Below are 26,451 nucleotides of genomic sequence, written 5' to 3' on the forward strand. Positions count from 1 at the left end.
TAACCGGTTGATGCGAGGATCGACCCATGAACCAGCCCCGTGTGGCCGCCGTCAGCCGGGACGAGCTGCACCGCTTCTCCAAGGCGCCGGTGGAGGCGATCGAGTTGGTCGCCGACCTGGGGGTGCGAGGTGACGCGCACGCGGGAACCCTTGTGCAACATCGGTCCCGGGTGCGTCGCGACCCGAACCAACCCAACCTGCGGCAGGTGCATCTCGTGCCCAGCGAGGTGTTCGAGACCGCCGAGCGCATGGGTTACACCCTGGCCGCGGGTGACCTCGGCGAAAACGTGCTGACCAGCGGTGTCGACCTGCATGCGCTCCCGGTCGACACCCGCCTGCACCTCGGCGACGAGGCCGTCGTGCGGCTCACCGGCCTGCGCAACCCGTGCGCGCAGATCAACGACTTCAAGCCGGGTCTGCTCAAAGTGGTGCTCTCCAGGGCCGACGGGACCCCGACCGACGAACCCGCCCCGTCGACGACCTCACCCGAGGTGCGGACGGTGCAGGTCATTCGCCGAGCCGGGGTGATGTCGGTCGTAGAGCGCAGTGGGATGGTGCGAGCGGGTGACCCGATCACGGTCGAGCTGCCGGACGGCGCCCCGGTCGCGTTGGGGCCGGTCTGAGCGCGGCGACTCGGCAACGACCGGCGCCACCCAACCGGTCTGCTTACAGGTCGAGGCCGATGTCGAGCGTCCGGACGCTGTGAGTCAGGGCACCGATCGAGAGGATCTGCGCACCTGCCTCGGCCAACCCGCGCACGGTCGTCTCGTCGACGCCGCCGGAGACCTCGATGACCAGCGATGCAGGGTGGTCGTCGATCAGGCCGACGGCCTCGCGGATGAGGTCGGGCGTCATGTTGTCGAGCAGCACACCGTGCACCACCGGCGGGAGGCGGCGTCCGAGCCGGTCGGCATCGAAGGCGAGCAGTTCGCGCAACTGGTCGAGAGTGTCGACCTCCACCTCGACCCGCACCAGGTGACCCGAGCGTTCGGCTAGCCTGGCGAGCACCTTGTCGAGACCGCCGCCGAGCCCGATGTGGTTGTCCTTCACCAGGATTGCGTCGTGCAGCCCGAAACGGTGGTTGATTCCGCCGCCGTCGGCGACGGCTCGCTTCTCCAACGCGCGCAGCCCCGGCGTCGTCTTGCGGGTGTCGGCGATGCGGGCCGAGGTGCCGTCGACAAGCCGCGCGAACCCGGCGGTCCGGGTGGCGATGCCGCTGAGGTGACCGAGCAGATTCAACGCGGTGCGTTCGGCGGTGAGGATCGACGCCGCGCGACCCGTCACGGTTGCGATGCGCGTGCCGGGCGCGAGGGCCACACCGTCGGCCACGAACCATTCCACGTCGAGAGTCGGGTCGACGAGGTCGAAGGCGTGCTGGGCCGCGACGATGCCGGAGAGAACGCCCGGCTCGCGCGCGACCAGGTGCGCAGTGCCCTGAGCATCCGGGGAAACCGTGGCGGCAGTGGTGAGATCGCCGGCCTGACCGAGGTCTTCGGCCAGGGCCGTGCGGACGATGCGGTCGACCTCAAGGCTGATATGACTGTCGATCACGCCGGAACCTCCTGTGCAGCAACGGTTTCGATGGAGTCGACGCGGCGGTGCGCGCCGACGGTGTGCGGGTGCAACAGCGCCGAGCGGGCGACGAGCCAGGCGACGTAGCCGGCATCGTCGTGGCGTAGTCCGGCGAGCCGGTCGACGGCGCGCTCGAGCGTGTCACCCTCGCGCAACACTCCGCAGCTGTCGCCGAGCACGGCGCGCACCTCAGCGAGGTCGACAGCAGGTCCGGCGGACGCGGACACGACGGTGCCCGGGTCGACGGGAAGCACGCGTGGGGTCCAGCGAGTATCGGCGCCGCGAATCGAGTCGGCCGCGGCCCGGCCGGTCACGACCGCCTCGAGCAACGAGTTGGACGCCAGTCGGTTGGCGCCGTGCAGGCCGGTGCGCGACACCTCGCCGACGGCCCACAGGCCGGGCACCGAGGTGCGCGCCTGGGCGTCGACTGTGACGCCACCCATGGCGTAGTGCAGGGCCGGCCGCACCGGCAGCAGGTCGCCGGCGAGGTCGAATCCGTGCGCCCCGCACAGCTCGGCAACCGCAGCGAAACGCGTTACAACAGAAGGGATATCGCGGCAATCGAGACGAACCTGACGCCCCGCCCGCAGCTGTTCCCACACGGCGGCAGCAACCACGTCGCGCGGTTGGAGTTCGTGCACGAATCGCTCGCCGTCGGCGGTCAGGATCGCGCCGGCGCCACGCAGCGCTTCGGTCAGCAGTGGGTTGGGGAAGGCCGGCACGTCGAGAGCGGTGGGGTGGAACTGCACGAGGTGCAGATCGTCGGTGCGGGCACCCACCCGCGCAGCCATCGCGACACCCTGCCCCAGCGCGGTCGCCGGGTTCGTGGTGCACGGCCACAGCGCACCCATCCCGCCGGTCGCCAGCACGACGGCGTCGGTCTCGAGCACGAGCACCGCGCCTGAGGCGTCGAGCACCTCGACACCGCAGATCGCGCCGTCCGAATCGGTCAGCAGGCGGCGTGCGGTGTGTCGATCGAGCGTGTGCACGCTCGGCAGATCGCGTACGGCAGCCGCCATCGTGCGGGTGATCGCAGCTCCGGACGAGTCACCGGCGTGAGCGACGCGGCTGCGGCTGTGTCCGCCCTCGAGGGCGAGGTCGAGCCGTCCGTCGTCGGTGTGGTCGAACGGCACGCCGAGTTCGGCCAGCAGTGCGACCACGTCGGGCGCCGCGTCGGTGATGCGCCGGATGGTGCGGGCATCGCCGACGAACGCGCCCGCCCGCACCGTGTCGGCCGCATGCAACTCGGGGGTGTCGTCGTCGGCGAGAGCTGCCGCGATGCCGCCCTGGGCCCACATGCTCGCCGCGTTGTCGGTGAGCGTGCCCGGCGTGACGAGCACGCAATCGGCGGGCGAGAGGGCCCAAGCGGCGGTGAGACCCGCGAGGCCCGAGCCGATGATGACCGGCTTGTTCATGGTGTGCTCCTACTTGACCGCGAGCATGCGCTCGATGGCGCGGCGCGCTGGTGCTTCGAGGGTGGGGTCGAGAGTGATCTCGTGCTGGCCGAGTTCGAGCGAGCGACGGATCGCGGTGAGCGTGTTGCGCTTCATGTGCGGGCACAGGTTGCACGGGCGCACGAAGTCGACGTCGGGGTGCTCGGCGGCCACGTTGTCGCTCATCGAGCATTCGGTGATGAGGGCGACCTTGCGGCGTCCGCCGGCGTCGGGCACGCCCGCCCGGGACACCTGGCCGACGAAGTCGATCATCTGGGCGGTCGAACCCGAGAAGTCCGATGCGGCAACCACATTCGGCGGGCACTCGGGGTGGGCGATGACCGTCACGCCGGGGTTGCCCGAGCGGATGTCGTCGATGTCGGCGGGCGTGAAGCGCTCGTGCACCTCGCACGCACCCGGGTGGGTGATCACCTCGACGCCGGTGCGGGCAGCGATGTTCCGGGCGAGGTACTGGTCGGGGATCATGATGACCCGGTCGACCCCCAGCGACTCGATGATCTCGACGGCGTTGCCGGAGGTGCAGCAGATGTCGCTGGCGGCCTTCACCGCTGCGCTGGTGTTGACGTAGGTGACCACCGGCACACCCGGGTGTTGCCGGCGAAGCTCGGCGATGTCGTCCGGCGTGATGCTCTCGGCCAGCGAGCAACCCGAACGCAGGTCAGGCAGCAGCACCCGCTTGGCCGGGTTGAGCAGCTTTGCCGTCTCGGCCATGAAGTGCACCCCGGCGAGCACGATCGTGCCGGCCGTGACGTGCTGCGCCTCGCGGGCGAGGGCGAGGGAGTCGCCGACGATATCTGCCACGCCGTGGAAGACCTCTGGCGTCATGTAGTTGTGCGCCAGAATCACGGCGTCGTGCTCGCGCTTCAGCGCTTCGATCGCCTCGATCTCCGGCTCGAAAACCGCCCACTCGACCTCGGGGATGAGGTGGCGGACCTTCTCGTACGTGGCTGTCGACATCGTCGGCTCCATCCTATTTGCTCACATTGAGTAAATGCTTGGAGTGAGCATAACATCGCTCACTGCAAATACTGCGCGTGCGAGCACGCGCTGTGTTTGCAGTGAGAGGCGCAGTGGTTGCGGAGGGTGGGCCGTACCCGCAGCGGCGGACGCGGGTCAGCGCGATCGGGGGATCGGCACCTTGGTGCCCACCTGGCCACGGGCCGCAATGGCCTCGCGACGGAAGCGGTAGAGACGCGCCGGTCGTCCGCCGGTGGCGCGAGAGGTGTCGTCGGTCGGCTCCACGAGCGCCTGCTGTTCGACCGAGCGGCGGAAGTTCTGTTTGTGCAGGCCGGCGCCTACCAACGCCTCGACCACCGCCTGCAACTCACCGAGGGTGAACGATTCCGGCATGAGCTCGAACACGAGTGGGCGGTATTGGATCGTCGAGCGCAGCCTGGACAGACCCGTCGCGAGGATGCGGCGGTGGTCGGAGTGCATCGCGGGGCCGGTGAGGCCGTCGACGCCGTCAGCGGCGTTGGGCGAATCCGCGACCAGTCCGGCCTCCCAGAGCAACTCGTAACGTTGCAGCGCCAGCTCGGGACGCCATGGCAGTTCACCATCACCGAAGATGTGCGCGATGCGTTCGGACGCATCGGTCGACCACCTGCGCAGCTCGCTCATCAGCTTGTCGCACAACGCGATCGAGGTCTCCGACCGGCGGTCTTCCCACGGCAGGAGGTCGTAGACGTCGCGCCAGCCGTCGTCGGCGGCCGCCCGCGTGAGCCCCAGGTAGGAGATCGACACCGCCCGACCGGCGGAACCGTCGCGGCCCAGGTCGGCAAACGTATAGAGCTGCTCCACGAAGCCCAGGGAGTGCCCCGTCTGCTCCGCAACGAACGCTCGCGCGCCGTTCTGCAGCGAGTGGTGGTCGGTGCGCAACGGGCCCGCCGGAAGGTGCAGTGGGTCGCCGGCGGCGAGCACCATCGGTCCCTGATCGGGCGCGCCCGCGCAGGTGCCGACCGAGACGACGACCGCCACCAGGTCGGCATGCAGCGACGCGGCCGGGCGAGAGGTCATGACGCAGAACCTACAAGGTGGCCGGGCTCAAGCCGGGGCCGTGACGAAGTCGATGAGTTCTTCGACGCGGCCGAGGAGTTCGGGCTGCAGGTCGGCGTAGTTGTCGACCGTGCCGAGAATGCGCTTCCACCCGCGCGCGACGTCAGCCTGAGAGGCGTGCGGCCAGCCGAGCTCGGCAAGGATGCCGTGCTTCCACGAGGTGCCGCGCGGTATCACCGGCCACTTGGTCCAACCCAGCTTCTGCGGACGCACGCTCTGCCACACGTCGACGTACGGGTGGCCGAGGATCAGCACATGGTCGCGCGACTGAGGCAGCGCCCGCGCGGCGTCGACGATGCGCTGCTCCTTGGTGCCCCGCACCAGGTGGTCGACGAGGATGCCCATGCGCCGCCCCGGCCCGGGGCCGAAATCGCGGATCACGGCCGACAGGTCGTCCACGCCGTCCAGCATCTCGACGACCACGCCCTCGACCCGCAGGTCGTGGCCCCACACCTTCTCGACCAGTTCGGCGTCATGTCGGCCCTCGACGAAGATCCGTGAGCCGAGCGCGACCTTCGCCCGCTGGTCGGCCACGGCGACCGACCCACTCGCCGTACGCGTGGTGGTGGCGCGTGCGGCCGCCAGCGCGGCCGCGTCCGCCGGGCGTGGGGGAGTCAGGATCACCGGGCGTCCGTCGATGAGGAAGCCCGGGCCGAGCGGGAACGCGCGCACCTTGCCGCGTCGGTCCTCCAGGTGCACCACGTGCATCCCGCCGACCTTCTCCACCCGGACGACGGCGCCGACGAACCCGGTGTCGACCTCCTCGACGACCGTGTCGGGCTCCGCGGCGACCTCCTGGGATCGTCCACGCTTGGGCGCGCGCCAGTCGGAGGAGAGCACATCGGAGCCGTATCGGTCTGTCACGGCCGCCACGGTAGACGGCGGCGCAGGTCACGTCGTGGGTGACACGCGCGGTTCGCGCCCCGTCGTAGAATTGGCACTCGTGCCCTCGGAGTGCCAAAGTCGCGAGCGAGCCCGAACCAGTGAGGAGGACCGATGAGCGAACAACGCCGTCTCGACGTGCTGCGCGCGATCGTGCAGGACTACGTCGCCACCTCCGAGCCCGTCGGGTCCAAGGCCTTGCTGGATCGTCACCAACTCGGCGTCAGCGCCGCAACGATCCGCAACGACATGGCCGCCCTGGAGGAGGAGGGGCTGATCAGTGCCCCACACACCTCCGCCGGACGTGTCCCCACCGACGCCGGATACCGCCGGTTCGTCGACCAACTCGGCCACATGAAGCCGCTGTCACGCTCCGAGCGCGTGGCCATCGAGACCTTCCTGCAGCAGGCGGTCGACCTCGACGACGTCGTCGACCGCACCGTCCGGCTGCTCTCGTCGCTCACCCACCAGGTCGCGGTCATGCAGTACCCGTCGATCGGCACCGCCACCGTCCGTCACATCGAGCTCGTCAGCCTCGCCGACACCAAGGTCATGGTCGTGCTGATCATGTCGACCGGACGGGTGGAGCAGCGGGTGCTGACCATCGCCCACACCGCCGACCAACTCCTCAGCCTGCGCGACGTCGTCAACAGGCCGCCGAAGGGCGCACCCGCGCTCACGCCGCCGACCGGCTGGACGCCTGGGCCGAGCAGCGCCGCGCAGGCGCGAAGCCTGACTCGCACCCCGACGACTCCACTCCCACGTCCGTCGGCGTGATCCGCGACTTCCTGGCCGAGGAGCGTGAGGAGCACGTCGTCATGGCCGGCACCTCCCACCTGGTGCGCTCCGGGCAGGACTTCCCAGAGACCATCGGACCGGTGCTGGACGCCTTGGAAGAACACGTCGTTCTGTTGCGTTTGCTGCAGCAGATGGAAGGCGACGACGTCTACGTCCGGATCGGCGGCGAGAACGCCGTCGACGGATTCCGGACGGCATCGATCGTCAGCGCTCCGTACACCGCCGGTGGTATCGGTGTGCTGGGTCCGACCCGCATGGACTACCCCACCACCATGGCCGCGGTTCGCGCGGTCGCCCGTTACGTCTCGGAAATTCTCGAGCAGTAAGGAACTTCGTTGAACGACTACTACGCCGATCTCGGCGTGTCCCGCGACTCCTCGGCGGAGGACATCAAGCGCGCCTACCGCAAGCAGGCCCGCAAGTTGCACCCCGACGTCAACCCGGGGCCGGAGGCCGAGGCCGAGTTCAAGAAGATCTCGCAGGCCTACGAGGTGCTGTCCGACCCGAACAAGCGTCAGCAGTACGACATGGGCGCCGACCCGTTCGGCGGTCAGCACGCAGGGTTCGGCGGCAACTTCAGCTTCACCGACGTCATGGACGCCTTCTTCGGTGCCGGCGCGGCCGGTACGCAGGGTGGCCCGAGGTCTCGCGTCCAGCACGGACAGGACGCCCTCGTCCCGCTGCAGATCGACCTGTCGACCGCCGTTTTCGGTGGCACCGAGGACCTCGTCTTCGACACCGCGATCCTGTGTGACACGTGCGACGGTGAAGGCTCCCGCCCGGGCACCGGACGCCGCACCTGCGACGTCTGCCAGGGCGCCGGTCAGGTGCAGCAGGTGCAGCGTTCCTTCCTCGGCCAGATCATGACCACCCGTCCGTGCGGTGCCTGTCACGGTTACGGCGAGGTCGTCGAGTCGCCGTGCCCGGACTGCTCCGGCGAGGGACGCCGTCGTGACCGCCGCACGCTGAAGATCAAGGTGCCCGCGGGGGTCGACACCGGCACCCGCATCCAACTGAGCGGCGAGGGCGAGGTGGGCCCCGGTGGTGGCCCGAACGGCGATCTCTACGTCGAGGTGCGGGTCCGCAAGCACGAGACCTTCCAACGTCGGGGCGACGATCTGCACTGCTCGGTCGAACTCCCGATGACCGCGGCCGCCCTCGGCGCCAACCTGCCCCTACAGACCCTCGACGGCCCGCGCGACGTGGAGATCAAGGCCGGCACCCAGCCGGGCGATGTCATCACGCTCAAGGGCCTCGGCGTCACGCACCTGCGCACGAACATGCGCGGCGACCTGCTGGTGCACACCAACGTCCGCACGCCGATGAACCTGTCCGACGAGCAGCGCGATCTGCTGCGTCAGCTCGCCACGGCCCGCGGCGAAGAGCGTCCGGAGGGCAACTTCCAGCGCGCCGACAAGGGGCTGTTCGGCAAGCTGCGCGACGCGTTCAAGTGACCGCTGCGCTCTTCCTGATCGACGCCGGACGCCTGGACGGTGTCACTGACGGTGTCCCGCTGGTGCTCGACGGCCCGGAGGGGCGACACGCGGCCACCGTGAAGCGGATCGAGCCGGGGGAAACCGTGTTGGTCGCCGACGGTTCCGGGACGGTCGCTCAGTGCACGGTGGCGGCGGCGTACAAGGACCGGCTCGATCTGGTTGTCGTCAGCACCGAGCAACAGACTCCGCAACTCCCGCGTGTGATCCTCGTCCAGGCGCTCGCCAAGGGCGATCGCGACGACCAAGCCATCGAAGCCGCAACGGAATTGGGTGTCGACGAGGTCGTGCCGTGGCAGGCCGAGCGCAGCATCGTGCAGTGGAAGGGCGAGCGCGGCGCGAAGGCTGTGCGCAAGTGGGAGCAGGTCGTTCGTGCGGCGGCCAAGCAGTCCCGCCGGGCCACCGTCCCGGTCGTCGGTCCGTTGCTCGATCGCAGGGGGCTCGCCGGCCTGGCGAACGGCCGCACCGTGTTCGTCCTGCACGAGGACGCAACGACTGCCTTGGCCGATGTCGACCTCGCCGGAGTGGAAGAACTCGCGATCGTGGTCGGACCCGAGGGCGGCATCAGCCCCGCCGAACTGTCGGTGCTCGAGGACGCCGGGGCACGGATCGTCCGTCTCGGACCGCATGTACTGCGCTCGTCGAGCGCCGGTCCGGCCGCTCTCGCGGTCGTCATGTCGGGCACCCGCTGGGCGCACCACTGACCCGCTCGAAGCCGGCGTGAATTTCGGATGAGACCCATCGGACCCGCACGTAGACTGGGACGCACGATGACAGATTCGACCAACAGCACCCCGCACACCGTCCAGGCGACCCACGCCGTCGAAGTACCACCGGATGTGCCGATGGTGCAGTTGCTCGGGCCGAACGACGAGTTGCTCACCACCATCGAGCGCGCGTTCCCCAAGCTGGTGATCGCGGTCCGCGGCAATGGAATCCAGCTGCAGGGCGATCCCGGCGACATGGCTCTGGTCGAGGATCTGCTCGACGAACTCATCGCGATCGTCGACGCCGGTCACCCGCTCAATCGTGACGCCGTGGAACGCTCGATCGGCATGCTGCGCCGCAAGACCCGCGAGCGCCCGGCCGACGTGCTCACGATGAACATTGTCAGCAGTCGCGGCCGCACCGTCCGCCCGAAGACGCTGGGGCAGAAGGAGTACGTCGACGCGATCGACGAGAACACGATCGTGTTCGGCATCGGCCCGGCCGGTACCGGTAAGACCTACCTCGCGATGGCGAAGGCGGTGGCCGCCCTGCAGGCCAAGGAGGTCGAGCGGATCATCCTGACCCGTCCGGCGGTCGAGGCCGGCGAGCGTCTTGGCTTCCTGCCCGGGTCGCTCAACGAGAAGATCGACCCCTATCTGCGTCCGCTGTACGACGCACTGCACGACATGGTCGACCCCGACTCGATACCCCGGCTCATGGCGTCCGGCACGGTGGAGGTCGCACCGCTGGCCTACATGCGTGGCCGCACGCTCAACGGAGCGTTCATCATCCTGGACGAGGCCCAGAACACCTCCGCCGAGCAGATGAAGATGTTCCTCACCCGCCTCGGTTTCGGCTCCAAGATGGTCGTCACCGGTGACGTCACCCAGGTCGACCTGCCCGGCGGCACCACCTCCGGGCTGCGGGTCGTCCAGGACATCCTCAAGGGGGTCGACGACGTCCACTTCGCCCACCTCACCGCGCAGGACGTCGTCCGTCACCGCCTGGTGAGCGAGATCGTCGAGGCGTACGACCGCTTCGATGCCCACCGCCGCACCCCTGACAAGCGTGACGGGCAGGGTCCGCGTCGTGCTGGAGCAGCGGGGAAGAAGGCGTGAGCATCGACGTCGCCAACGAGACCGACGTCGAGGTCGACCTCGAGGAACTGCGCGAGTGCGCGGGGTGGGTGCTGCAGGAGATGCGCGTGCACCCCGAGGCCGAACTGGCCATCACCGTCATCGACGAGGACGCGATGGAGGTGCTGCACGTGAAGTGGATGGACCTGCCCGGTCCGACGGACGTGATGAGTTTCCCCATGGACGAGCTGCGTCCCGGCCGGGACGGGGTCGATCCCGAGGAAGGCATCCTCGGCGACCTCGTGCTGTGCCCCACGGTTGCGGCGAAGCAGGCCGAGGAGGCCGGTCATACACCTGCCGAGGAGATGCTGCTGCTGACCGTGCACGGCATCCTGCACCTGCTCGGGTTCGACCACGCCGAGCCGGACGAGCGCAAGGAGATGTTCGACCTGCAGCGCACGTTGCTGCTGACCTTCCTGGCCCGCAGGCCGGCCGCGACGAGCATCACCCCACCGTCGGGAGACTGACGCGGCAGCGTCGGACATACTTCGACTGCGCCCCGGACGGACGCGAGCAGCACGCAATCGGTTGGAAATGAGTTCGGAATGAGTGAGTTCAAGGCAGGGTTCGCCTGCTTGGTCGGTCGACCGAACGCAGGCAAGTCGACGTTGACGAACGCCCTGGTCGGCCAGAAGGTCGCGATCACCTCGAGCAAGCCGCAGACCACGCGGCACACGATCCGCGGTATCCACAACACCGATGACTCGCAATTGGTGCTGGTCGACACCCCCGGTCTGCACAAGCCGCGCACGCTGCTGGGTCAGCGGCTCAACGACGTCGTCCGTGAGACGCTGATGGACGTCGACGTCATCGGCTTCTGCCTGCCGGCCGACCAGAAGATCGGCCCGGGTGACCAGTTCATCGCCAACGAACTTGCCGAGTTGCGCCGTGGACGCCGCAAGCCGGTGATCGCGATCGCCACGAAGATCGACAAGGTACCGCGCGACCGGATCACCGAGCACCTGCTCGCGATGGACAAACTCGGCGACTGGGACGAGATCGTGCCCTGTTCCGCGGTCGACGGCACCCAGGTCGACACGGTCGCGGAACTGCTGACGTCCTACCTGCCGAACTCGCCGAAGCTGTACCCGGACGACGTGCTGACCGACGAGCCCGAGATGGTGATGATCGCCGAGCTCGTGCGTGAAGCCGCCCTCGAAGGTGTGCGGGAGGAGTTGCCGCACAGCCTGGCCGTCGTCGTCGAGGAGATGACTCCACGCGAGGACCGTCCGGAAGGCAAGCCGCTGATGGACATCCGCGTCAACGTCTTCGTCGAACGTCCCTCGCAGAAGGCGATCATCATCGGACGTGGTGGCTCGCGCCTGCGTGAGGTGGGCACCAATTCTCGCGAGGCCATCGAGAAGCTGCTCGGCCAGCGGGTGTTCCTCGACCTGCACGTGAAGGTCGCCAAGGACTGGCAGACCGACCCGAACCAGTTGTCGAAGTTGGGATTCTGAGTACGCCATGACCGACGAGAACCTCGCGTGGGCCGAGTTCGGCGACACCCTGCGGTTGCCGATCGACGACAAGGACTACGTCCGCGACATCCCCTGGGAGAAGGCGGCGTTCATGCCGCAGTTCCCGATGATCGACATCGGTTCGGGAAGCGGCCTGACCACCCTGACCCTCGGTGAGCAGTACCCGGATGCCGAGATCCTGTCGGTGGAACCCGACCCGATGATGCGAGCGATCCTGATGTCCCGCATTGCAGAACGTTCCGAAATTCGTTCGCGCACAACGGTTCTGCACGAGACGATCGGTTCCACCTGGTTGCCCGAGCAATGTGGTGGAGCGTTGTTGTTCAACGTGATCTACTTCCTTGGTGGGCGCGCCCGCGACCGCTTCTGGCAGCGCATGGCCGATGTGCTCGTGCCCGGCGCACCCATCCTGATGAGCCGGTCGTACGGCGGTGTGCCGGAGCAGTCGGTCGAGCGCAAACTCCTCAGCACCGCGATGATGGGCCGCAACGAGTACCAGCGCTGGTTCGAGGCGCAACCCGGACGCGACAACCGGATGGAGATCACCAACACCTTCGTCGTCCTGCGTGACGGTCAGAAGGTGCGGGAGGAAACCACCAAGCTCGCGGCCTGGGGACTGGACGAGGACATGGTGCTGGACGAAATCCCGATCGGGAAGTTCGGCATCGAGGAGATCAACGACCGCTACTTCGCGATCCGGCGCCTGCCGGACATCAAGCGCTGAGCCGCCGCAGCGCTCAGAACACCTTCACGTCTCGCCAGGCCTGATCGACGGCCTGTTCCTGCGCGGACCCGTCGCCGTACCTGGCCGATGCCGCCTTGACTGTCGCCTGGGCGAATGCCACGAAGTCGGCGTCCTTGGGCAACCTGCCGGCGGTGAGCGCGTCGTACCAGACCGGCCCCACCGTCTCCCAGCTGTTGCCGTCGAGCGCCACGGCGGCACGGTAGAACGCGTGGTTGGGGATGCCGGAGTTGATGTGCACGCCGCCGTTGTCGCCGGAGTCGTCGTGCGGCAGGTCCTGGTAGTCGTCCATGGACGCCGGTTGCGGGTCCTTGCCCAGCTTCGGGTCGTCGTACGCGGTGCCCGGTGCCTTCATCGATCGCAACGCGATGCCCTGCACCTTGTCGGTGAACAGTCCCTCACCGATCAGCCAATCAGCCTGCGCCGCGGTCTCATTGCGCTCACGTTGCTTGACCATCGAGCCGATGACGTCGGAGACCGACTCGTTGAGCGCTCCGGACTGGCCGACATAGACCAGGCCGGCGGTGTACTGGGTGAGGCCGTGCGCGAGTTCGTGACCGATGACGTCGATGCTGTCGGTGAACGAGCTGAAGTAGACCCCGTCACCGTCGCCGAACACCATCTGCTCGCCGTCCCAATACGCGTTGTCGAAGTTGCGGTCGTAATGCACGGTCGCAATCAACGGGAGTCCCTCGTCATCGAGCGAATCGCGACTGAACTCATCGTGCAACAACGACCAAGTGGCACCCAGTCCGTCGTACGCCTCGTTGACCGACTCGTCGGACGACGGACCGTCGGCTTCGCCGCGCACGAGTGTTCCCGGAAGTGTCGTGCCCTGCTGCGCGTCGTGCACCGAACGCTTCGGGGCAGCCGTGAGGGATGCCGGCCGCCTGAGCGACGTCTCCTCCACCCGCGCCTGCAGGTCGGGCGGAATCAACCCGCCTGCACGCGGCTGACCAGGGCGGGGACGGTTGGCCCTCGCCTCCCGCATTCCGGTGATGGTCACCCGAACCCGCAATGTGCGCTGTGCCGCGCGTGCCACCCGTTCGTCGGACGACTGCGCGAGGGCGCGCAGGATGTGCGGCGGGACGATCGTGCACAGGGCCGGCGAAATGCTCATGCCTCCATCGTGCGTCCGATCAGGCGCCCTTTGGGTCAGGAAACAGTCTCCAGAACTGGCAAAGACTTCGTCTTCATGCGGCAAAGTCGATCATGCAGGCGGCCGGTCGCGACTTGCCTTCCACCGTTCAGCGACGCCGGCGGTAGCCGTTCGACGACGTCGAACCCCGGGTGGACGGGTTGCTCAGTGGGCGACGTGGAAGCGGCGCCGTTGATGGGCGGGGCTGTCGATCTCGTCGAGAACGGCCAGGGCGAGGTCGGCGGCCGAGATCTGCGACGTGCCGTCCGGGCCGCGCAGGAGGACGTCGTCGGCGATCCGGTACTGCCCGGTCTCGGTGCTGGGCTCCCACGCACCGAACTCGGCGGCCGGGCTGACGTAGAACCAGTCCAGGTCGTCGGCGGACTGCTGCAGGGTCTCGAGCTTGTGGATGCCGAGCTCAACTTCGGGGCGCGCCTCGGGGGGCATCGGTGTCACGTCGATGAGCCGCTCCCCTCCTTCAGAGACGAGCAGGGACGAGGCGCCACCAAGGACGCCGAGCCGGACGCTGTGCTGACGGGCGAGGGTGACCAGTGCGTCGAAGACGCCCTCGACCTGACCGGCCATGTCGCCGCGAGGGGAGAGGGCCTCGAACACGACGTCGGCGCCGACCACGGCGCGCTCGAGCACGTCGGCGTCCAGTACCGAACCGGTCACGTAGGTGACTCCGGGCGTCGGGGAGTCGGGTGCGGTGCGGCTGAGCGAAAGCACTTGGTGTCCGCGGCGCGCGGCCTCGCGGACGACGGCGCTGCCGCCGTAGCCGGTTCCTCCGAGGACGGTGATGCGTGCCATGTGCGTGTTCCCTTCAGCCGTGTGGTCCCGACAACCGAAACCTGCCTGTACAACTCGGTTGCACAGGTCAACTATTCCCAGGGGGACGCGATCCGCGCGGCCTCGACCGGTCGAGGAGGCCGACGGGGACAGAAGGCCGGCTGAACGCCTGCCGTGCCCTGCGGGACCCGGGTCCTTCCTGCAGCCGTCCGTATCGCGGACACCCGGCCCATCGGGCAGGACGCGCCCGAATGCCCGGGGCTAAACTGCTCACGTGCGGATGAGCCTCCTGCTTGGCTGCCGCGGCGAGGCCTCGTAATCGGCCTTCCTCGCCGCGGAGGTTGTGATGCCCGGGCCGAGCCCCGCTCCTACCCCAAGTGAGAGACAGATGATCTTCCCGCAGCAGCCGTCCGGAATGCCCGCCGCGAAGTACGTTCCCTTCGACCAGCAGATAAAGGTCGAACTGCCCGACCGCACCTGGCCCGACAAGCTGATCACCAAGGCACCGCGCTGGTGCGCCGTCGATCTGCGTGACGGCAACCAGGCACTCATCGACCCGATGAACTCCGAGCGCAAGATGCGCATGTTCAAGCTGCTGGTTCGCATGGGCTACAAGGAGATCGAGGTCGGCTTCCCGTCGGCCAGCCAGACCGACTACGACTTCTGCCGCGAGCTCATCGAGGGCGGCCACATCCCCGACGACGTCACCATCCAGGTGCTGACCCAGTGCCGCGACCACCTCGTCGAGCGCACCTTCGACGCCATCAAGGGCGCCAAGACGGCGATCGTGCACTTCTACAACTCCACCTCGGTGCTGCAGCGCCGGGTCGTCTTCGGTCTCGACCAGGACGGCATCGTCGACATCGCCCTGCAAGGCGCGCGGCTGTGCAAGAAGCTGGAGGAGACCATCCCGGAGACGAAGGTCTTCTACGAGTACTCGCCCGAGTCGTACACCGGCACCGAGCTGGAGTTCGCCGTCCGGGTCTGTAACGAGGTCATCGACGTCATCGACCCGACGCCCGACCACAAGATGATCATCAACCTGCCGGCCACCGTCGAGATGGCCACGCCGAACGTCTACGCCGACTCGATCGAGTGGATGATTCGGCACCTCGAGCGGCGCGAGTCGCTGGTGGTGTCGCTGCACCCGCACAACGACCGTGGTGAAGGCGTCGCCGCAGCCGAGTTGGGCTACCTCGCCGGCGCCGACCGCATCGAAGGCTGCCTGTTCGGCAACGGCGAACGCACCGGCAACGTCTGCCTGGTCACCCTCGGCATGAACCTCTACAGCCAGGGCGTCGACCCCGAGATCGACTTCTCCGACATGGACGAGATCCGCCGAACCGTCGAGCACTGCAATCAGTTGAAGGTGCCCGAGCGTCACCCGTGGGGCGGCGACCTGGTCTACACCGCGTTCTCCGGCTCCCACCAAGACGCGATCAAGAAGGGCTTCGAGGACATGGACCGCCAGGTCTCCGAGTCCGGCAAGCAGCTCGACGAACTGGTCTGGGGCGTGCCCTACCTGCCGATCGACCCGCACGACATCGGCCGCAGCTACGAGGCCGTCGTCCGGGTGAACTCGCAGTCCGGCAAGGGTGGCTCGGCGTACATCCTGAAGTCGGAGTACGGCCTGGACATGCCCAAGCGTCTGCAGATCGAGTTCAGCGGCGTGGTGCAGAAGCGCACCGACAGTGAGGGCGGCGAGGTCAGCCCGGCCCAGCTGTACCAACTGTTCAGCGACGAGTACCTGCCCTCGCTCGATCCGAGCTCCGACGGCTGGGGACGCTTCCGTCCGATCGGGCACACGATCGAGTCGGGTTCAGAGGGGCGCGACCACATCAAGGCCCAGCTGCTCGACCGCGGCGAGGAGATCATGATCGAGGGTTGGGGCAACGGACCGATCGCCGCGTTCGTGGACGCGTTGTCGACCGTCGGTATCGACCTGCGCGTGCTCGACTATGCCGAGCACGCGATGTCGGCCGGTGGCGACGCGAAGGCCGCGTCGTACGTGGAGGTCGCGATCGGTGAGCGCGTCCTGTGGGGCGTCGGCGTGCACGGATCGATCGTCAAGGCATCGCTGACCGCGATCCTGTCGGCCGTCAACCGCGCCGAACGCGACACTGTCGCAGGCTGATTCAGTTCAGACCCTCAGCAAGCGCGTCGACGACGTGCTGGAGTGCGACGGTGTCGCCGGAGCGCTCCAGCATGTCGAAATCGCCGCGGTTCCACAGCCACAGGTCGAGCTCCCAGGCGCGACCGCTGATGGTGGCGATCGGCTCACCCGAGTCGATCGGCAGCATGCTCGTCTCGTCCACGGTTTCACCCGACTCAGGATGCGTCCCGGCGAGCCTGCCCAGATGCACGGTCCAGTTGTCACCGGTGTCGACGGCTTCGAATCGGACGATGCCGTCCTGCGCGGCGAACGTCGTCCACTCGGGGTGACCACCGAGCATGACGCGAAGGATCTCGTCGACTCCATCGGCCGCCAGCACCGGGTCGATGTGCGAGATCGGTTGTGCAATGGTCAGTTCGGCGTCAACGCGGTGGATGAGCGCTTCGTGTGCCTGACGGCGCGCGATGTAACCGGCGGTATGCAGACCGGGGTCACGCGTCCACATCCAACGAGCGGCACCGACGTCCGTCGAACCGAGCGCATCGCAGAGCTTCGCGTGGGCGTCGTCGAACGCGGACAACAACGCATCCCGGCCGTCGGCTCGCTCGGGACGGTGGATATCCGCAAGTTGCGACGCGTGACGGACCGGCGTGGCGAGGACCGTCGACCAGAACCACTGCACCTCGGTCAGGTGCGCCAACAGATCATCGGCGTTCCAGTCCGGGCAGGTGGGCACTCGCGCACTCGGCTCGGACGCTTCGATCGCCGTGCGGAACAGCTGCGATTGATGCTCAAGTTGGGCGCGGAAGTCGAGACTCATGCGTCGACCGTAGTGCCTGGTGGGACGGCCCGGGCCGGGTGATATGGCCGCGGCTAGGGTGAAACAGAAGCCAGGAAGATAGCAACAGGAGGTGCGCCGTGGGCGCTTTGTGGCATCCGTTCTCGGACATGGGGGTCGTCGAGGAGAACGGTGAATTCGTCGTCGCGCGTGGTGAGGGTGTGCACGTCTGGGACGACACCGGCAAGGAGTATCTCGACGCGACGGCGGGCCTGTGGTTCGCCAACGTGGGACACGGACGCAAGGAGTTGGCCGCCGCCGCAGCCAAGCAGGCGCAGACCCTCGCCGCGTACAGCACCTTCGGTGACTACGCGAACCCTCCGGTGATCGAGCTCGCCGAGCGCCTCGCCGGGATAGCGCCGGTGCCCGGATCCAAGATCTTCCTCACCTCCGGAGGCTCCGACTCGGTGGAGACAGCGGCCAAGATCGCGCGCCGCTACTGGTTCGAGATGGGCCGTGAGAGCAAGCGGTACATCATCGGCCGCTCCAAGGCGTACCACGGAATGCATTACGCCGGAACCTCATTGGGTGGCATCCAGGGCAACACGGAAGGCTACGGCGTCCTTGTCGACGACCAGGCGCACGTCGCCTGGGATGACGCCGAGGACCTGCGTGCGACGATCGAGCGCATCGGCCCGGAGAACATCGCGGCGTTCTTCGCCGAACCGGTGATGGGTGCCGGCGGCGTGTATCCGCCGCCCGAGGACTACCTCATGGCGGTCCGCAAGATCTGCACCGAGCACGACATCCTGTTCGTCGCAGACGAGGTCGTCACCGGGTTCGGACGCATCGGCGGCGCATGGTTCGCTTCGGCGAAGTTCGGGCTCGAACCCGACTTCGTCACCACGGCGAAGGGCCTGACGTCCGGTTACATCCCGATGGGTGCCGTGTTCGTCGCACCGAAGATCGCCGAGCCGTTCTTCGAACAGGGCGCCGGACGCTGGCTGCGCCACGGATACACCTACTCCGGGCACGCAGTCGCGGCCGCCGTCGCGAACGCCAACCTCGACCTCATCGAGGCCGAGGGCCTGCTGGACGAGGCCGCTCGCCTCGAGGGTTCGCTGGCCGCAGCCTTGAAGCCGCTCGAGCAGCACGAGGCGGTCGCCGAGGTGCGTTGCGGGACGGCCGCCGTCGCTGCAGTTCAACTGCACGACATCGCCAAGGCCGCCCCGGTGGTGGCCAAGATGCGTGAACTCGGTGTCGCCACGCGTGCCGTCGGTGCGGGCGGCGTCCAGTACTCGCCGGCGTTCGTGATGACCGACGAGCAGGTGAACCAGCTGGCCCAGGTCACCCGACAGGCGCTGGACGTCGCGCTGTGAGCGGACAGCCGCCCGGGCACTCTCCGGGCCCTACCGGTCCGCCTCCGCCCGGCTGGGGTGGCCCCGGGCCTCAGCAGGGGCAGCATCCGCCGCAGCAAAGCCCGTATCAGGGACCGCCCCCGGGATACCTGCACCTGACCGTTCAGGGCAGCGCGATGACCTCGAACATGGTGCCGCCGGTCGTGCTGATCGACGGGCGGCAGGTGCCGTCGGGTTACGGGTCCTTCACCTTCCCGCTCCCGCCCGGCCAGCACCACCTATCGATCTACTGCCAATGGCTGCGTCGCTACGGGCAGGCCGAAATGCCGCTGAACATGGTTCCGGGGCAACAGGTTCCGGTGTTCTACCGTGGACCGTTGCACCAGTTCACCACCGGGAGCATCGGCCACGAGCCGCAGAAGGCGAAGGGCAAGGGTTGCATGTTCGGTGCACTCGGGTTCGCGGTGCTGGTGATCCTGGTGATCGTGATCGCCGCGCTGCTCGCTTGATGACGACCACCGCGGCGCACGCCGACATCCAACCGCGCATCGTCCGCACTCTGATGGGTGCGCAGGTGCTCGGCGGTGTCGGCATGGCCGCCGGCATGGCGGTCGGTGCGCTGCTGGCCGAGGACATCTCCGGCAGGCGGGGGGTCACCGGTGTCATCGTCGATCGGATGGGCTACAACCCAGCTGGGATGGGTCTCGGCGGCGATCGCGTTGTTCATCGTCGTCTTGGCCGTGACGGGATTGCGGTCGCGAAAGGCGCGAGCCTCAGCGGATTCCGTGTGGCCGGAACTGGATGCTGATGCGCGGGCCGACCGGCTTGCTGGTTTTCGGAATGGCGTGTTCCCAGGTGCGCTGATGTGAACCACCCATCACGACGAGATCACCGTGGCCGAGGACGAAGCGCACCGACTCGCCGCCGCCGGCGGGTCGCATCAACAACGCTCTCGGTGAACCGACGGAGACGATCGCAACCATCGTGTCCTGTGTAGATGCGCGTCCCTCCCGGTCCCCGTGCCACGCCACCGAGTCGCGTCCGTCGCGGTACAGGCACATGCCCGCGGTGGTGAAAGGCTCTCCGAGCTCGTCGGCATAGTGCGACGAGAGTGCCGAACGAGCTTGCTGCAGGACGGGATCCGGCCAGTTCTCGGCTTCGGAATAGAACCGCAACAGGCGGGGAGTGGCCACCTCGCGGTCGTACATCATCCGTCGTTCGCCGCGCCAGTCGACGCCGCCGCTGCCACCCGGCATCAGCCTGCTGAACAACTCGTCGGCCCCGGTGAGCCAGCCCGGACGCAGGTCGACCCATGCTCCGCGAGTCAAAGGAGTACGTCGGACGGCGACACCCAGGCTGCGCAGCCCGATCTGCTCCTCCTGGTCGAGCAGCGAACCCTGAAGTGCGTAGGACATAGTCCGACGCTAGGCGATCGGACCGCCGATGTCTAGAACATATGTACGAACGTTGATCAGCGTCCGAGCACCGCCATCGCAGCCGCGTAGCCGCCGAGTCCGCTGACTCCACCACCGCGCTGCGAACCGGCGCCGGCCAGCAGGATGCCGTCGTACGCCGTCGCGACTCCCCAGCGCTGCGCAGCAGTCTCGAGGCAGGCGTCGTCCTCGGCCCATGGCCAGGTCAGCGGTGCATGGAAGATGTTGCCGCCCGGCATCGCGAGTACGTCCTGCAGATCGCGCGTGGTCTTCGTCTCGATGCAGAGGTTGCCGCCACGATCGCGCATGACGACGTCGTCGATCGGCTCGGCGAGTACCGAGCTGAGCGAATCGAGCACCCGACGCTGCAGGTCGTCCCGCACGTCGGCGTCCGCGTCGTCCAGTAGGCGGTCGGGCGTCTGGAGCGTGAAGACCGTGAGTGTCTGGGCCCCGGACGCCTGCAGCTCGGGGGACAGGATGCTCGGATCGGTGATCGAGTGACAGTAGATCTCCGCGGGCATCGGGTCGGGAATCGATCCGGATTCTGCTGTGCTGTAGGCGGATTCGAGCTGTGAATACAGCTCGTTGATGTGGAAGGTGCCGCCGAACGCCGCCTGCGGTGCAACGTCCGTCTCCTTCAGCCGCGGCAGCCGGGACAGCAGCAGATTCACCTTCACCTGCGCACCCTCGACCCGGTCGCCGCGGGCCCCGACCAGGTCATCGAGGACGGCGGGTGCGGCAGCCCAGAGGACGGTCCCTGCGGTGGCACGGTGTTCGTCCCCGGCGGCCTCGGTCCAGCTGACGGCGCCGTGCCCGACGCCCGTGACCGTTGCGTCCGTCGTCAACGTCGCGCCTGCGGCGCGTGCAACCTCGGCCAATTGCGTTGCCACCTGGCCCATTCCGCCGATGGGCACGTCCCAGTCGCCGGTGCCGCCACCGACCACGTGGTAGAGGAAGCAGATGTTGTGGCGCAGGTCTGCCTGGTGCGCGGACGCGTACGTGGAGATCAGACCGTCGGTCAGCGCGACCCCGCGTACCAGGTCGTCGGTGAAAGTGTTCTCGATGACCTCGCCGAGCGGACGATCGATGAAGTCCCGCACCGACGTCGGGTCCCCGACCAGCTGTTCCATCTGCGACCGGCGCATCAGCGGTTCGGTCATCGTCGGCCACAACTTCCGGGCGAGTTCCGTTGTGCGGCCGTAGAACTCATTCCACCGCTCGAAGTCCGCGGCGGCGCCGATCGCGTCGAAGGATGCCTTGGTCGCGTCCGCGTCGCCGTTGTCGACGAGCAGCCCGCGGGCGGCTCCGGGTACGGGTGTGTAGGAGGAGTAGCGGCGGCGGGCCAGTCGCAGATTCAGGCCGAGATCGTCGATGATCCGGCGTGGCATCAGACTGACCAGGTAGGAGTACCGCGACAGCCGAGCACCCATGCCGTCGAACGCGTCCGTCGAGACAGTCGCGCCGCCGAGATCGGACTGCCGCTCCAGCAGCAGGACCGACTTGCCTGCCTTCGCGAGGTAGGCGGCGGCAGTGAGGCCGTTGTGCCCTCCACCGACGATGACGACGTCGTGCGACGTGGTGTTGTGCATGTGCCCGATCCTAGGTGTCGGTGCGGTGTCGGCTGCTCGGGTTGGGGGACAATGGACGACACCATGCCCACCTACAACGACGTCGCGATCGTGCTGCGCACCCACAAGCTGGGCGAGCACGATCGGATCGTCACGCTGTTGACCCGCGGACGCGGCAAGGTGCGTGCGGTGGCGAAGGGGATTCGCCGCACGAAGTCGAAGTTCGGGTCGCGGCTCGAGCCGGCGATGATCGTCCAGGTGCAGTGCTACGAAGGACGCAATCTGGACACCGTGACACAGGCCGAACTGGTCGCGGCGTACGGCCATCACATCGCGCAGGACTACGGTGCATACACCGCCGCTGCCGCGATGTTGGAGACGGCCGAGCGGTTGTGCGAGGACGGTGAGCAGCAGATTCAGCAGTTCAACCTGCTGACGGGCGGCCTTGCGGCACTGGCGAGTTCGGCCCACGAGTCCGGGCTTGTGCTCGACAGCTACCTCTTGCGGGCCGTTGCGATCGCCGGCTGGGCGCCGACCTTCGACCGGTGCGCCGGTTGCGGCGACCCCGGGCCGCACCGTGCGTTCAATCTCGCCAGTGGGGGAGCGGTGTGCTCCTCGTGCCGTACCCCGGGATCCGGCGCCCCGCGTCCGGACACCTTCCTGCTGCTCGGTGCGCTGCTGGCAGCCGATTGGGACGTCGCCGACGCCAGCGCACCCGAGGTGCGCAACGAGGCGACCGGCCTGGTCGCGGCGTACGTGCAATGGCACCTCGAGCGCGGCGTGAGATCGTTGCGGCTGGTCGATCGCACCCCGACCGTGGTACCCGAAGGAGTTCGCCAGTGACCGTCCCGGACGTCCCGCCGCTGCACATCGCCGGGATCGACCCGCCGAAGATCCCGGCCGAACTCGTCCCGCAGCACGTCGCAATGGTCATGGACGGCAACGGGCGCTGGGCCAACCAGCGGGGACTGCCGCGCACCAAGGGGCACGAGGCCGGCGAGGCGCAACTCATCGACGTGATCGCCGGGTGTATCGAACTCGGCATTCCGAACCTGTCGGCGTACATGTTCTCCACCGAGAACTGGCGGCGATCGCCGGACGAGGTGCGTTTCCTGATGGGCTTCAACCGCGACGTCATCCGCCGCAGGGTCGACCTGCTGCACTCGTGGAACGTGCGCTGCCGGTGGTCCGGGCAGCGTCCGCGATTGTGGCTGTCGGTGCTCAAGGAACTCAAGCGTGCCGAGGAACTCACCGCGAACAACACCGGCATGACGCTGCAGATGTGCGTCAACTACGGCGGACGCGCGGAGATCGCGCAGGCCTGTCAGCGCATCGCCGAGCAAGTGGAGGCGGGACGGATCAAGCCCTCGTCCATCGACGAGAAGATGATCGCCCGCAACCTCACCTGGCCCGACATGCCCGACGTCGACCTGTTCGTCCGCTCCTCCGGCGAGCAGCGCACCAGCAACTTCCTGCTGTGGCAGTCGGCGTATGCCGAGATGGTCTTCCTCGACACGCTGTGGCCCGACTTCACCCGCCAGGACCTCTGGCGAGCGGTGCAGATTTACGCCGACCGCGACCGCCGCTTCGGTGGCGCCGTCGACGCTGCGTCCAACTGACCTGGTCCAAGCGACAGTGTCATGCAGAGCGCGTCGAATATGGCGCGCTCCGTATGACACACATGCTTGGCAGCGCGCGCCCTGCATGACCTCGCTGTAAACAGAGAGGCTCAGTGCTCGGCGCAGACCCCGAAGATCTCGAGGGTGTGCTCGACGTCGCGGAAACCGTTCTCGGAGCTGACCCGGTCGGCCCACTGCTCGACGGCGGGGCCCTCCACCTCGACGGTGCGGCCGCACTGGCGGCAGACCAGGTGGTGGTGGTGGCCGGTGGTCTCGCACCGCCGGTAGATGGTCTCGCCCTCGGGGGTGATCAGCGCGTCGACGGTGCCGTCGCCGGCCATCGTCTGCAGTGTCCGGTACACCGTCGCGAGACCGACCGATGCGCCGCTGGCGGTGAGCGCGGCATGCAACTGCTGCGCCGATACGAAGTCGCCGCGGGAGGCGAGTTGCTCGGCGACGGCGGTCTGCTGGCGGGTCGGTTTGCGGCTCATCAGACGTGCTCCTCGTGGGTGGTTCTGCCGGACGTCTCACGCGTCGGCGCGTGTTCATCCCAGTGGTCGTCGTGCGCAGCGTGGTGGTGCCCGTCGTGGAGGTAATCGACATGGTCGGCGTGCAGCACTGCGTCATGTCCGCAGCCGTCGTAGTGCCGGTGTGGGTGCGTGCCGGCGCGCGCACGGCGCAGGATGATCGCTCGGCGCGCCGCGGCGACGAGCGACACCACGATGAAGATCAGGACGGCGGTGAGGACGACGGTGCCCCCGGACGGGGTGTCGAGTTGGTACGACGCCGCGACTCCTACAGCGCCGCACAGCACCCCGACGACGACAGCCCAGGTGGTGGACGCCCGGAAGCTTCGGCCGAGCAACTGGCCGGTGGCGTTGGGCAGAATCATCAGTGCACTGATCAGCAACAGACCGATCACGCGCATCGACAACACGACGGTCACCGACGTGAGCACCGACAGCAACAGGTTGGTCCGCATGACCGGCAGGCCGACCGCCCGGGCGAACTCCTCGTCGTTCGCCACCGCGAACAACCGCTTGCGCAGGACGGTCGTGGCACCGATCGCGATCACGGCCAACACCGCGAACTGCCAGAGCTCGTCCGCCTGCGTGGTCAGGATCGAACCGAACAGGTACGTCGTCATCGATGCACCCTGGTCGGCCGGCGCCTTTGCCAGCAGCACGACACCGAGCGCGATGCCGCCGTAGAACATCACTGCGAGAGCGACGTCCGCATTCGTGTTGCCGCGCAAGCGAATTGCCTCGATCACGCAGGCAGCAAGTATCGCCGCGACCAGCGCGGTCCAGGTCGGCGCGGCGCCGGTGAGCACGCCGATCGCGACGCCGGCCAGTGCGACGTGACCGAGTCCGTCCCCGATCAACGACAGCCGTCGTTGCACCAGAAAGACACCCACGGCGGGCGCCGCGGCGCCGACGAGCACAGCAGCGATGAACGCCTGGCGCATGAAGTCGAGTTCGAACATCTCAAGCACGACGGCCTCCTACGCGGCGTGACACTGCGGGCGGGGGAGTGATGCCGTCCCACGGGCCGATTGCGTACGTGGACCGCTCGGGATCGCCGGGGCCGCAGTGACCGTCGTGGGACGCGGTCGCCAGGATGCGTCCGCGCTCGTGCTCCGCCCACTCCACGGGAGTCCCGTCGAAGGCCAGTCCGCCTTGGGTGATCTCGACGATCCGGTCGACGATGCCGCGCAGTGCGACCAGTTCATGGGTGACGATCAACATGGTGGTGCCCTCGTCGGCGAGCCGGTGCAGCACCTCCGCGAGCACGGTCTGGCTGGCGGTGTCGACGCCCGCCGTGGGTTCGTCCATGATCAGCAGGTCCGGGCGCCCCGCCAACGCACGGGCGATGAGTACCCGGCGTTGCTGTCCGCCGGACAGGTCGGACACCTCGGCGTCGACCCGATCGCCCAACCCGACCTGAGCGAGTGCTGCGTCCACGGCGGCCCGGTCGTCGGCGCCGGCCGGTCGGTACCAGGGCCGGTGGGCGAGGCGCCCGGTCTCGACGATCTCGCGGACCGTGGCGCGTACGGACGCAGACAGGGTGTGCCGCTGCGGGACGTAACCGATGCGGCGTCGCACCTCGCGGGTGCGCGGCGGATCACCGAAAACGGCGGCGTCACCACCGAGTTGGTCGGCCAGGCCGAGCAGGCCCTTGACGAAGGTGGACTTCCCGGATCCGTTCGGCCCGACGACGGCCATCACCTGTCCGGTCGGCACGTCGAAGGTCAGTCCGTCGACGACGACGCGGCCCCCGTATCCGAAGGCCGCATCGTTCAGTCGTAGCGCTGAGGGACTCATCGGCACGATTGTCCCTTCTTCAGCACCTGAAGGTTGGCCTTCATCACCGAGACATAGTCCTTGGCGGGGGACTTGTCGGTGAGTCCTTCCAGCGGGTCGAGCAGTGCGACCTTCGCCCCGGTCTGCTTGGCGACGGTTTCAGCGACGGCCGGCGACGTCAACACCTCGGTGTAGATCGTGGTGACCTTGTGCTTGCGGACGTAATCGGCGACTGCCTTGAGACGTCCGGGGGTCGGCTCCTGCTCAGGTGAGATCGCCGTGACCCCGACCTGGTGCAGCTTGTAACGATCGGCGAGGTAGCCGAACGCCGTGTGTGCGGTCACCAACTCGCGACTGGTGCAGGTCGCCAGCGTCGAGGAGAACGACCCGTCGAGCGACGTGAGCTCCTTGACGAAAGTCGCTGCGGACGAACGGTATCGGGACGCGTTCTTCGGGTCCTGCTTCGAGAAGCGCTCACCGATCGCAGCGACCACGGACGCGTACCGCACGGGGTCGAGCCAGAAGTGCGGGTCGTAGATGCCGTGGTCGTGGCCCTCGTGATCACCCTGTTCGTCACCCTGTTCGTCACCCTGTTCGTCACCGTGGTCGTGAGCATCGACGCCGACCTTCGTCACGTCGTCCGCGTGCAGGGACAGGTTCGCCGTCGACGACACGTCGAACGACTCGGGCGCCGAGGACGCGCTCGCGTCGACGGACGGCTGGAAGCCCTTGAGGTAGATCAGCAGCGACGACTGCTGGATGGACGCGGCGTCCTTCGGCTTCAGTTCCAGGTCGTGCGCGTCGGCGCCCGGCTTGGTCAGATTGGTCACCGACACCGTGGAGCCGCCGACCCGTTCGGCCGCGTGCTGCAACGGGTAGAACGTCGTCACCACGTTCAGGGTCGCGCCGTCCTTCTTCGCGGCGCCGTCCGCAGTGCTCGAGTCGGAGCCGCAGGCGGCGAGGGACGTGGCGAGAGCGGCGGCGACGAGAGGGACGGCGAGACGAAGCATGAGAACGATTCTCAATCAGTTGAG

General features: G+C 67.9%; 27 protein-coding genes and 1 pseudogene. 14 read left to right on the forward strand and 14 right to left on the reverse strand.

The window, feature by feature from the left end; all coding sequences use genetic code 11:
- Window positions 1-26: 26 nt before the first annotated feature.
- Window positions 27-623, forward strand: coding sequence for an MOSC domain-containing protein (locus tag MF407_RS05150; protein ID WP_239701623.1), 597 nt, complete (start codon window positions 27-29; stop codon window positions 621-623).
- 43 nt (window positions 624-666) lie between these two features.
- Here MF407_RS05150 and nadC read toward each other — a convergent pair whose 3' ends face one another.
- From nadC to MF407_RS05175, 5 genes are all read right to left on the reverse strand, one after another.
- On the reverse strand, window positions 667-1,551 hold the full coding sequence (gene nadC / locus MF407_RS05155; protein WP_129625650.1) for a carboxylating nicotinate-nucleotide diphosphorylase: 885 nt from the start codon (window positions 1,549-1,551) through the stop codon (window positions 667-669).
- Complete coding sequence (locus MF407_RS05160) at window positions 1,548-2,987, reverse strand: FAD-binding protein (protein WP_239701626.1); 1,440 nt, start codon at window positions 2,985-2,987, stop codon at window positions 1,548-1,550. The genes nadC and MF407_RS05160 overlap by 4 nt, the downstream gene beginning before the upstream one ends.
- A 9-nt stretch (window positions 2,988-2,996) precedes the next feature.
- Window positions 2,997-3,983 carry a quinolinate synthase NadA gene (gene nadA / locus MF407_RS05165; protein ID WP_239701628.1) on the reverse strand — a complete coding sequence of 329 codons (987 nt, stop codon included), beginning with the start codon at window positions 3,981-3,983 and terminating at the stop codon, window positions 2,997-2,999.
- Window positions 3,984-4,139: 156 nt separating this feature from the next.
- Window positions 4,140-5,042, reverse strand: a complete 903-nt coding sequence (locus MF407_RS05170; RefSeq protein ID WP_239701630.1) for a hypothetical protein — start codon at window positions 5,040-5,042, stop codon at window positions 4,140-4,142.
- A gap of 27 nt (window positions 5,043-5,069) precedes the next feature.
- Complete coding sequence (locus MF407_RS05175; RefSeq protein ID WP_239701632.1) at window positions 5,070-5,945, reverse strand: DUF3097 domain-containing protein; 876 nt, start codon at window positions 5,943-5,945, stop codon at window positions 5,070-5,072.
- Window positions 5,946-6,077: 132 nt separating this feature from the next.
- Between MF407_RS05175 and hrcA the strand changes: the two are divergent.
- From hrcA to MF407_RS05210, 7 genes and pseudogenes are all read left to right on the forward strand, one after another.
- A pseudogene (hrcA, locus tag MF407_RS05180) lies at window positions 6,078-7,087 on the forward strand (heat-inducible transcriptional repressor HrcA).
- 9 nt (window positions 7,088-7,096) lie between these two features.
- Entirely contained in the window at window positions 7,097-8,215 is a 1,119-nt protein-coding gene (gene dnaJ / locus MF407_RS05185) for a molecular chaperone DnaJ (RefSeq protein WP_239701634.1), read from the forward strand.
- Complete coding sequence (locus MF407_RS05190) at window positions 8,212-8,958, forward strand: 16S rRNA (uracil(1498)-N(3))-methyltransferase (RefSeq protein ID WP_239701636.1); 747 nt, start codon at window positions 8,212-8,214, stop codon at window positions 8,956-8,958. The genes dnaJ and MF407_RS05190 overlap by 4 nt, the downstream gene beginning before the upstream one ends.
- A gap of 66 nt (window positions 8,959-9,024) precedes the next feature.
- Window positions 9,025-10,080: a PhoH family protein gene (locus tag MF407_RS05195; protein WP_239701638.1), complete on the forward strand. Its 1,056-nt coding sequence runs from the start codon at window positions 9,025-9,027 to the stop codon at window positions 10,078-10,080.
- Window positions 10,077-10,565, forward strand: coding sequence for an rRNA maturation RNase YbeY (gene ybeY, locus MF407_RS05200; protein ID WP_129625659.1), 489 nt, complete (start codon window positions 10,077-10,079; stop codon window positions 10,563-10,565). Before MF407_RS05195 ends, ybeY begins: the two co-directional genes overlap by 4 nt.
- Window positions 10,566-10,643: 78 nt before the next feature.
- Window positions 10,644-11,555 carry a GTPase Era gene (gene era / locus MF407_RS05205; RefSeq protein WP_129625660.1) on the forward strand — a complete coding sequence of 304 codons (912 nt, stop codon included), beginning with the start codon at window positions 10,644-10,646 and terminating at the stop codon, window positions 11,553-11,555.
- Between the two features lie 7 nt (window positions 11,556-11,562).
- The gene (locus MF407_RS05210) at window positions 11,563-12,300 is read left to right on the forward strand and encodes a class I SAM-dependent methyltransferase (protein ID WP_129625661.1); all 738 of its coding nucleotides are present in this window, start codon (window positions 11,563-11,565) and stop codon (window positions 12,298-12,300) included.
- A 13-nt stretch (window positions 12,301-12,313) separates the two neighbouring features.
- On the opposite strand, the gene MF407_RS05215 is transcribed toward MF407_RS05210, so the two are convergent.
- Both MF407_RS05215 and MF407_RS05220 read right to left on the reverse strand, forming a co-directional pair.
- Window positions 12,314-13,438: a M4 family metallopeptidase gene (locus MF407_RS05215; protein WP_239701640.1), complete on the reverse strand. Its 1,125-nt coding sequence runs from the start codon at window positions 13,436-13,438 to the stop codon at window positions 12,314-12,316.
- A 183-nt stretch (window positions 13,439-13,621) separates the two neighbouring features.
- Window positions 13,622-14,266, reverse strand: a complete 645-nt coding sequence (locus MF407_RS05220) for an NAD(P)H-binding protein (RefSeq protein ID WP_239701642.1) — start codon at window positions 14,264-14,266, stop codon at window positions 13,622-13,624.
- 367 nt (window positions 14,267-14,633) lie between these two features.
- Between MF407_RS05220 and leuA the strand changes: the two genes are divergently transcribed.
- Window positions 14,634-16,379, forward strand: coding sequence for a 2-isopropylmalate synthase (gene leuA, locus MF407_RS05225; protein WP_141928821.1), 1,746 nt, complete (start codon window positions 14,634-14,636; stop codon window positions 16,377-16,379).
- Between the two features lies 1 nt (window position 16,380).
- Here the strand turns inward: leuA and MF407_RS05230 are convergent, their stop codons facing one another.
- Complete coding sequence (locus tag MF407_RS05230) at window positions 16,381-17,178, reverse strand: maleylpyruvate isomerase N-terminal domain-containing protein (protein ID WP_239701644.1); 798 nt, start codon at window positions 17,176-17,178, stop codon at window positions 16,381-16,383.
- 98 nt (window positions 17,179-17,276) lie between these two features.
- Here MF407_RS05230 and MF407_RS05235 point away from each other — a divergent pair, with 98 nt between their 5' ends.
- From MF407_RS05235 to MF407_RS05245, 3 genes are all read left to right on the forward strand, one after another.
- A complete protein-coding gene (locus MF407_RS05235; RefSeq protein WP_239701646.1) occupies window positions 17,277-18,515 on the forward strand; it encodes an aminotransferase class III-fold pyridoxal phosphate-dependent enzyme in 1,239 nt (412 codons plus the stop codon).
- 155 nt (window positions 18,516-18,670) lie between these two features.
- The gene (locus tag MF407_RS05240; protein ID WP_168990229.1) at window positions 18,671-19,003 is read left to right on the forward strand and encodes a hypothetical protein; all 333 of its coding nucleotides are present in this window, start codon (window positions 18,671-18,673) and stop codon (window positions 19,001-19,003) included.
- Window positions 19,003-19,302, forward strand: coding sequence for a hypothetical protein (locus MF407_RS05245; protein ID WP_141928820.1), 300 nt, complete (start codon window positions 19,003-19,005; stop codon window positions 19,300-19,302). Before MF407_RS05240 ends, MF407_RS05245 begins: the two co-directional genes overlap by 1 nt.
- Here MF407_RS05245 and MF407_RS05250 read toward each other — a convergent pair.
- Window positions 19,268-19,909 carry an alpha-ketoglutarate-dependent dioxygenase AlkB gene (locus MF407_RS05250; RefSeq protein ID WP_129625668.1) on the reverse strand — a complete coding sequence of 214 codons (642 nt, stop codon included), beginning with the start codon at window positions 19,907-19,909 and terminating at the stop codon, window positions 19,268-19,270. The genes MF407_RS05245 and MF407_RS05250 overlap by 35 nt on opposite strands.
- Window positions 19,910-19,965: 56 nt before the next feature.
- A complete protein-coding gene (locus MF407_RS05255) occupies window positions 19,966-21,516 on the reverse strand; it encodes an NAD(P)/FAD-dependent oxidoreductase (RefSeq protein WP_141928819.1) in 1,551 nt (516 codons plus the stop codon).
- 63 nt (window positions 21,517-21,579) lie between these two features.
- Here MF407_RS05255 and recO point away from each other — a divergent pair, with 63 nt between their 5' ends.
- Together recO and MF407_RS05265 are read left to right on the forward strand one after the other, a co-directional pair.
- A complete protein-coding gene (gene recO, locus MF407_RS05260) occupies window positions 21,580-22,338 on the forward strand; it encodes a DNA repair protein RecO (protein ID WP_239701648.1) in 759 nt (252 codons plus the stop codon).
- The gene (locus tag MF407_RS05265) at window positions 22,335-23,114 is read left to right on the forward strand and encodes an isoprenyl transferase (RefSeq protein WP_239701650.1); all 780 of its coding nucleotides are present in this window, start codon (window positions 22,335-22,337) and stop codon (window positions 23,112-23,114) included. Before recO ends, MF407_RS05265 begins: the two co-directional genes overlap by 4 nt.
- Before the next feature lie 110 nt (window positions 23,115-23,224).
- Here MF407_RS05265 and MF407_RS05270 read toward each other — a convergent pair whose 3' ends face one another.
- Genes MF407_RS05270 through MF407_RS05285 form a run of 4 tightly spaced genes read right to left on the reverse strand, consistent with a single transcriptional unit; the run spans window position 23,225 to window position 26,427 of the window.
- Window positions 23,225-23,605, reverse strand: a complete 381-nt coding sequence (locus tag MF407_RS05270; RefSeq protein WP_129625672.1) for a transcriptional repressor — start codon at window positions 23,603-23,605, stop codon at window positions 23,225-23,227.
- Window positions 23,605-24,609, reverse strand: coding sequence for a metal ABC transporter permease (locus MF407_RS05275; protein WP_141928816.1), 1,005 nt, complete (start codon window positions 24,607-24,609; stop codon window positions 23,605-23,607). Before MF407_RS05275 ends, MF407_RS05270 begins: the two co-directional genes overlap by 1 nt.
- Window positions 24,602-25,438, reverse strand: coding sequence for a metal ABC transporter ATP-binding protein (locus MF407_RS05280; protein ID WP_239701652.1), 837 nt, complete (start codon window positions 25,436-25,438; stop codon window positions 24,602-24,604). The genes MF407_RS05275 and MF407_RS05280 overlap by 8 nt, the downstream gene beginning before the upstream one ends.
- Complete coding sequence (locus MF407_RS05285) at window positions 25,435-26,427, reverse strand: metal ABC transporter substrate-binding protein (RefSeq protein WP_239701654.1); 993 nt, start codon at window positions 26,425-26,427, stop codon at window positions 25,435-25,437. The genes MF407_RS05280 and MF407_RS05285 overlap by 4 nt, the downstream gene beginning before the upstream one ends.
- Between the last annotated feature and the right edge of the window lie 24 nt (window positions 26,428-26,451).

This window comes from Yimella sp. NH-Cas1 (assembly GCF_022359705.1).
Taxonomy (GTDB): domain Bacteria; phylum Actinomycetota; class Actinomycetes; order Actinomycetales; family Dermatophilaceae; genus Yimella; species Yimella lutea.

What these genes read in the sequence shown, in the direction of transcription:
- MF407_RS05150 (WP_239701623.1), top strand. Translation starts at nt 27, where the DNA reads ATGAACCAGCCCCGTGTGGCCGCCGTCAGCCGGGACGAGCTGCACCGC.
- MF407_RS05160 (WP_239701626.1), bottom strand. Translation starts at nt 2,987, where the DNA reads ATGAACAAGCCGGTCATCATCGGCTCGGGCCTCGCGGGTCTCACCGCC.
- nadA (WP_239701628.1), bottom strand. Translation starts at nt 3,983, where the DNA reads ATGTCGACAGCCACGTACGAGAAGGTCCGCCACCTCATCCCCGAGGTC.
- MF407_RS05170 (WP_239701630.1), bottom strand. Translation starts at nt 5,042, where the DNA reads ATGACCTCTCGCCCGGCCGCGTCGCTGCATGCCGACCTGGTGGCGGTC.
- MF407_RS05195 (WP_239701638.1), top strand. Translation starts at nt 9,025, where the DNA reads ATGACAGATTCGACCAACAGCACCCCGCACACCGTCCAGGCGACCCAC.
- era (WP_129625660.1), top strand. Translation starts at nt 10,644, where the DNA reads ATGAGTGAGTTCAAGGCAGGGTTCGCCTGCTTGGTCGGTCGACCGAAC.
- MF407_RS05210 (WP_129625661.1), top strand. Translation starts at nt 11,563, where the DNA reads ATGACCGACGAGAACCTCGCGTGGGCCGAGTTCGGCGACACCCTGCGG.
- MF407_RS05215 (WP_239701640.1), bottom strand. Translation starts at nt 13,438, where the DNA reads ATGAGCATTTCGCCGGCCCTGTGCACGATCGTCCCGCCGCACATCCTG.
- MF407_RS05220 (WP_239701642.1), bottom strand. Translation starts at nt 14,266, where the DNA reads ATGGCACGCATCACCGTCCTCGGAGGAACCGGCTACGGCGGCAGCGCC.
- leuA (WP_141928821.1), top strand. Translation starts at nt 14,634, where the DNA reads ATGATCTTCCCGCAGCAGCCGTCCGGAATGCCCGCCGCGAAGTACGTT.
- MF407_RS05230 (WP_239701644.1), bottom strand. Translation starts at nt 17,178, where the DNA reads ATGAGTCTCGACTTCCGCGCCCAACTTGAGCATCAATCGCAGCTGTTC.
- MF407_RS05240 (WP_168990229.1), top strand. Translation starts at nt 18,671, where the DNA reads ATGACCTCGAACATGGTGCCGCCGGTCGTGCTGATCGACGGGCGGCAG.
- MF407_RS05245 (WP_141928820.1), top strand. Translation starts at nt 19,003, where the DNA reads ATGACGACCACCGCGGCGCACGCCGACATCCAACCGCGCATCGTCCGC.
- MF407_RS05250 (WP_129625668.1), bottom strand. Translation starts at nt 19,909, where the DNA reads ATGTCCTACGCACTTCAGGGTTCGCTGCTCGACCAGGAGGAGCAGATC.
- MF407_RS05255 (WP_141928819.1), bottom strand. Translation starts at nt 21,516, where the DNA reads ATGCACAACACCACGTCGCACGACGTCGTCATCGTCGGTGGAGGGCAC.
- recO (WP_239701648.1), top strand. Translation starts at nt 21,580, where the DNA reads ATGCCCACCTACAACGACGTCGCGATCGTGCTGCGCACCCACAAGCTG.
- MF407_RS05270 (WP_129625672.1), bottom strand. Translation starts at nt 23,605, where the DNA reads ATGAGCCGCAAACCGACCCGCCAGCAGACCGCCGTCGCCGAGCAACTC.
- MF407_RS05280 (WP_239701652.1), bottom strand. Translation starts at nt 25,438, where the DNA reads ATGAGTCCCTCAGCGCTACGACTGAACGATGCGGCCTTCGGATACGGG.
- MF407_RS05285 (WP_239701654.1), bottom strand. Translation starts at nt 26,427, where the DNA reads ATGCTTCGTCTCGCCGTCCCTCTCGTCGCCGCCGCTCTCGCCACGTCC.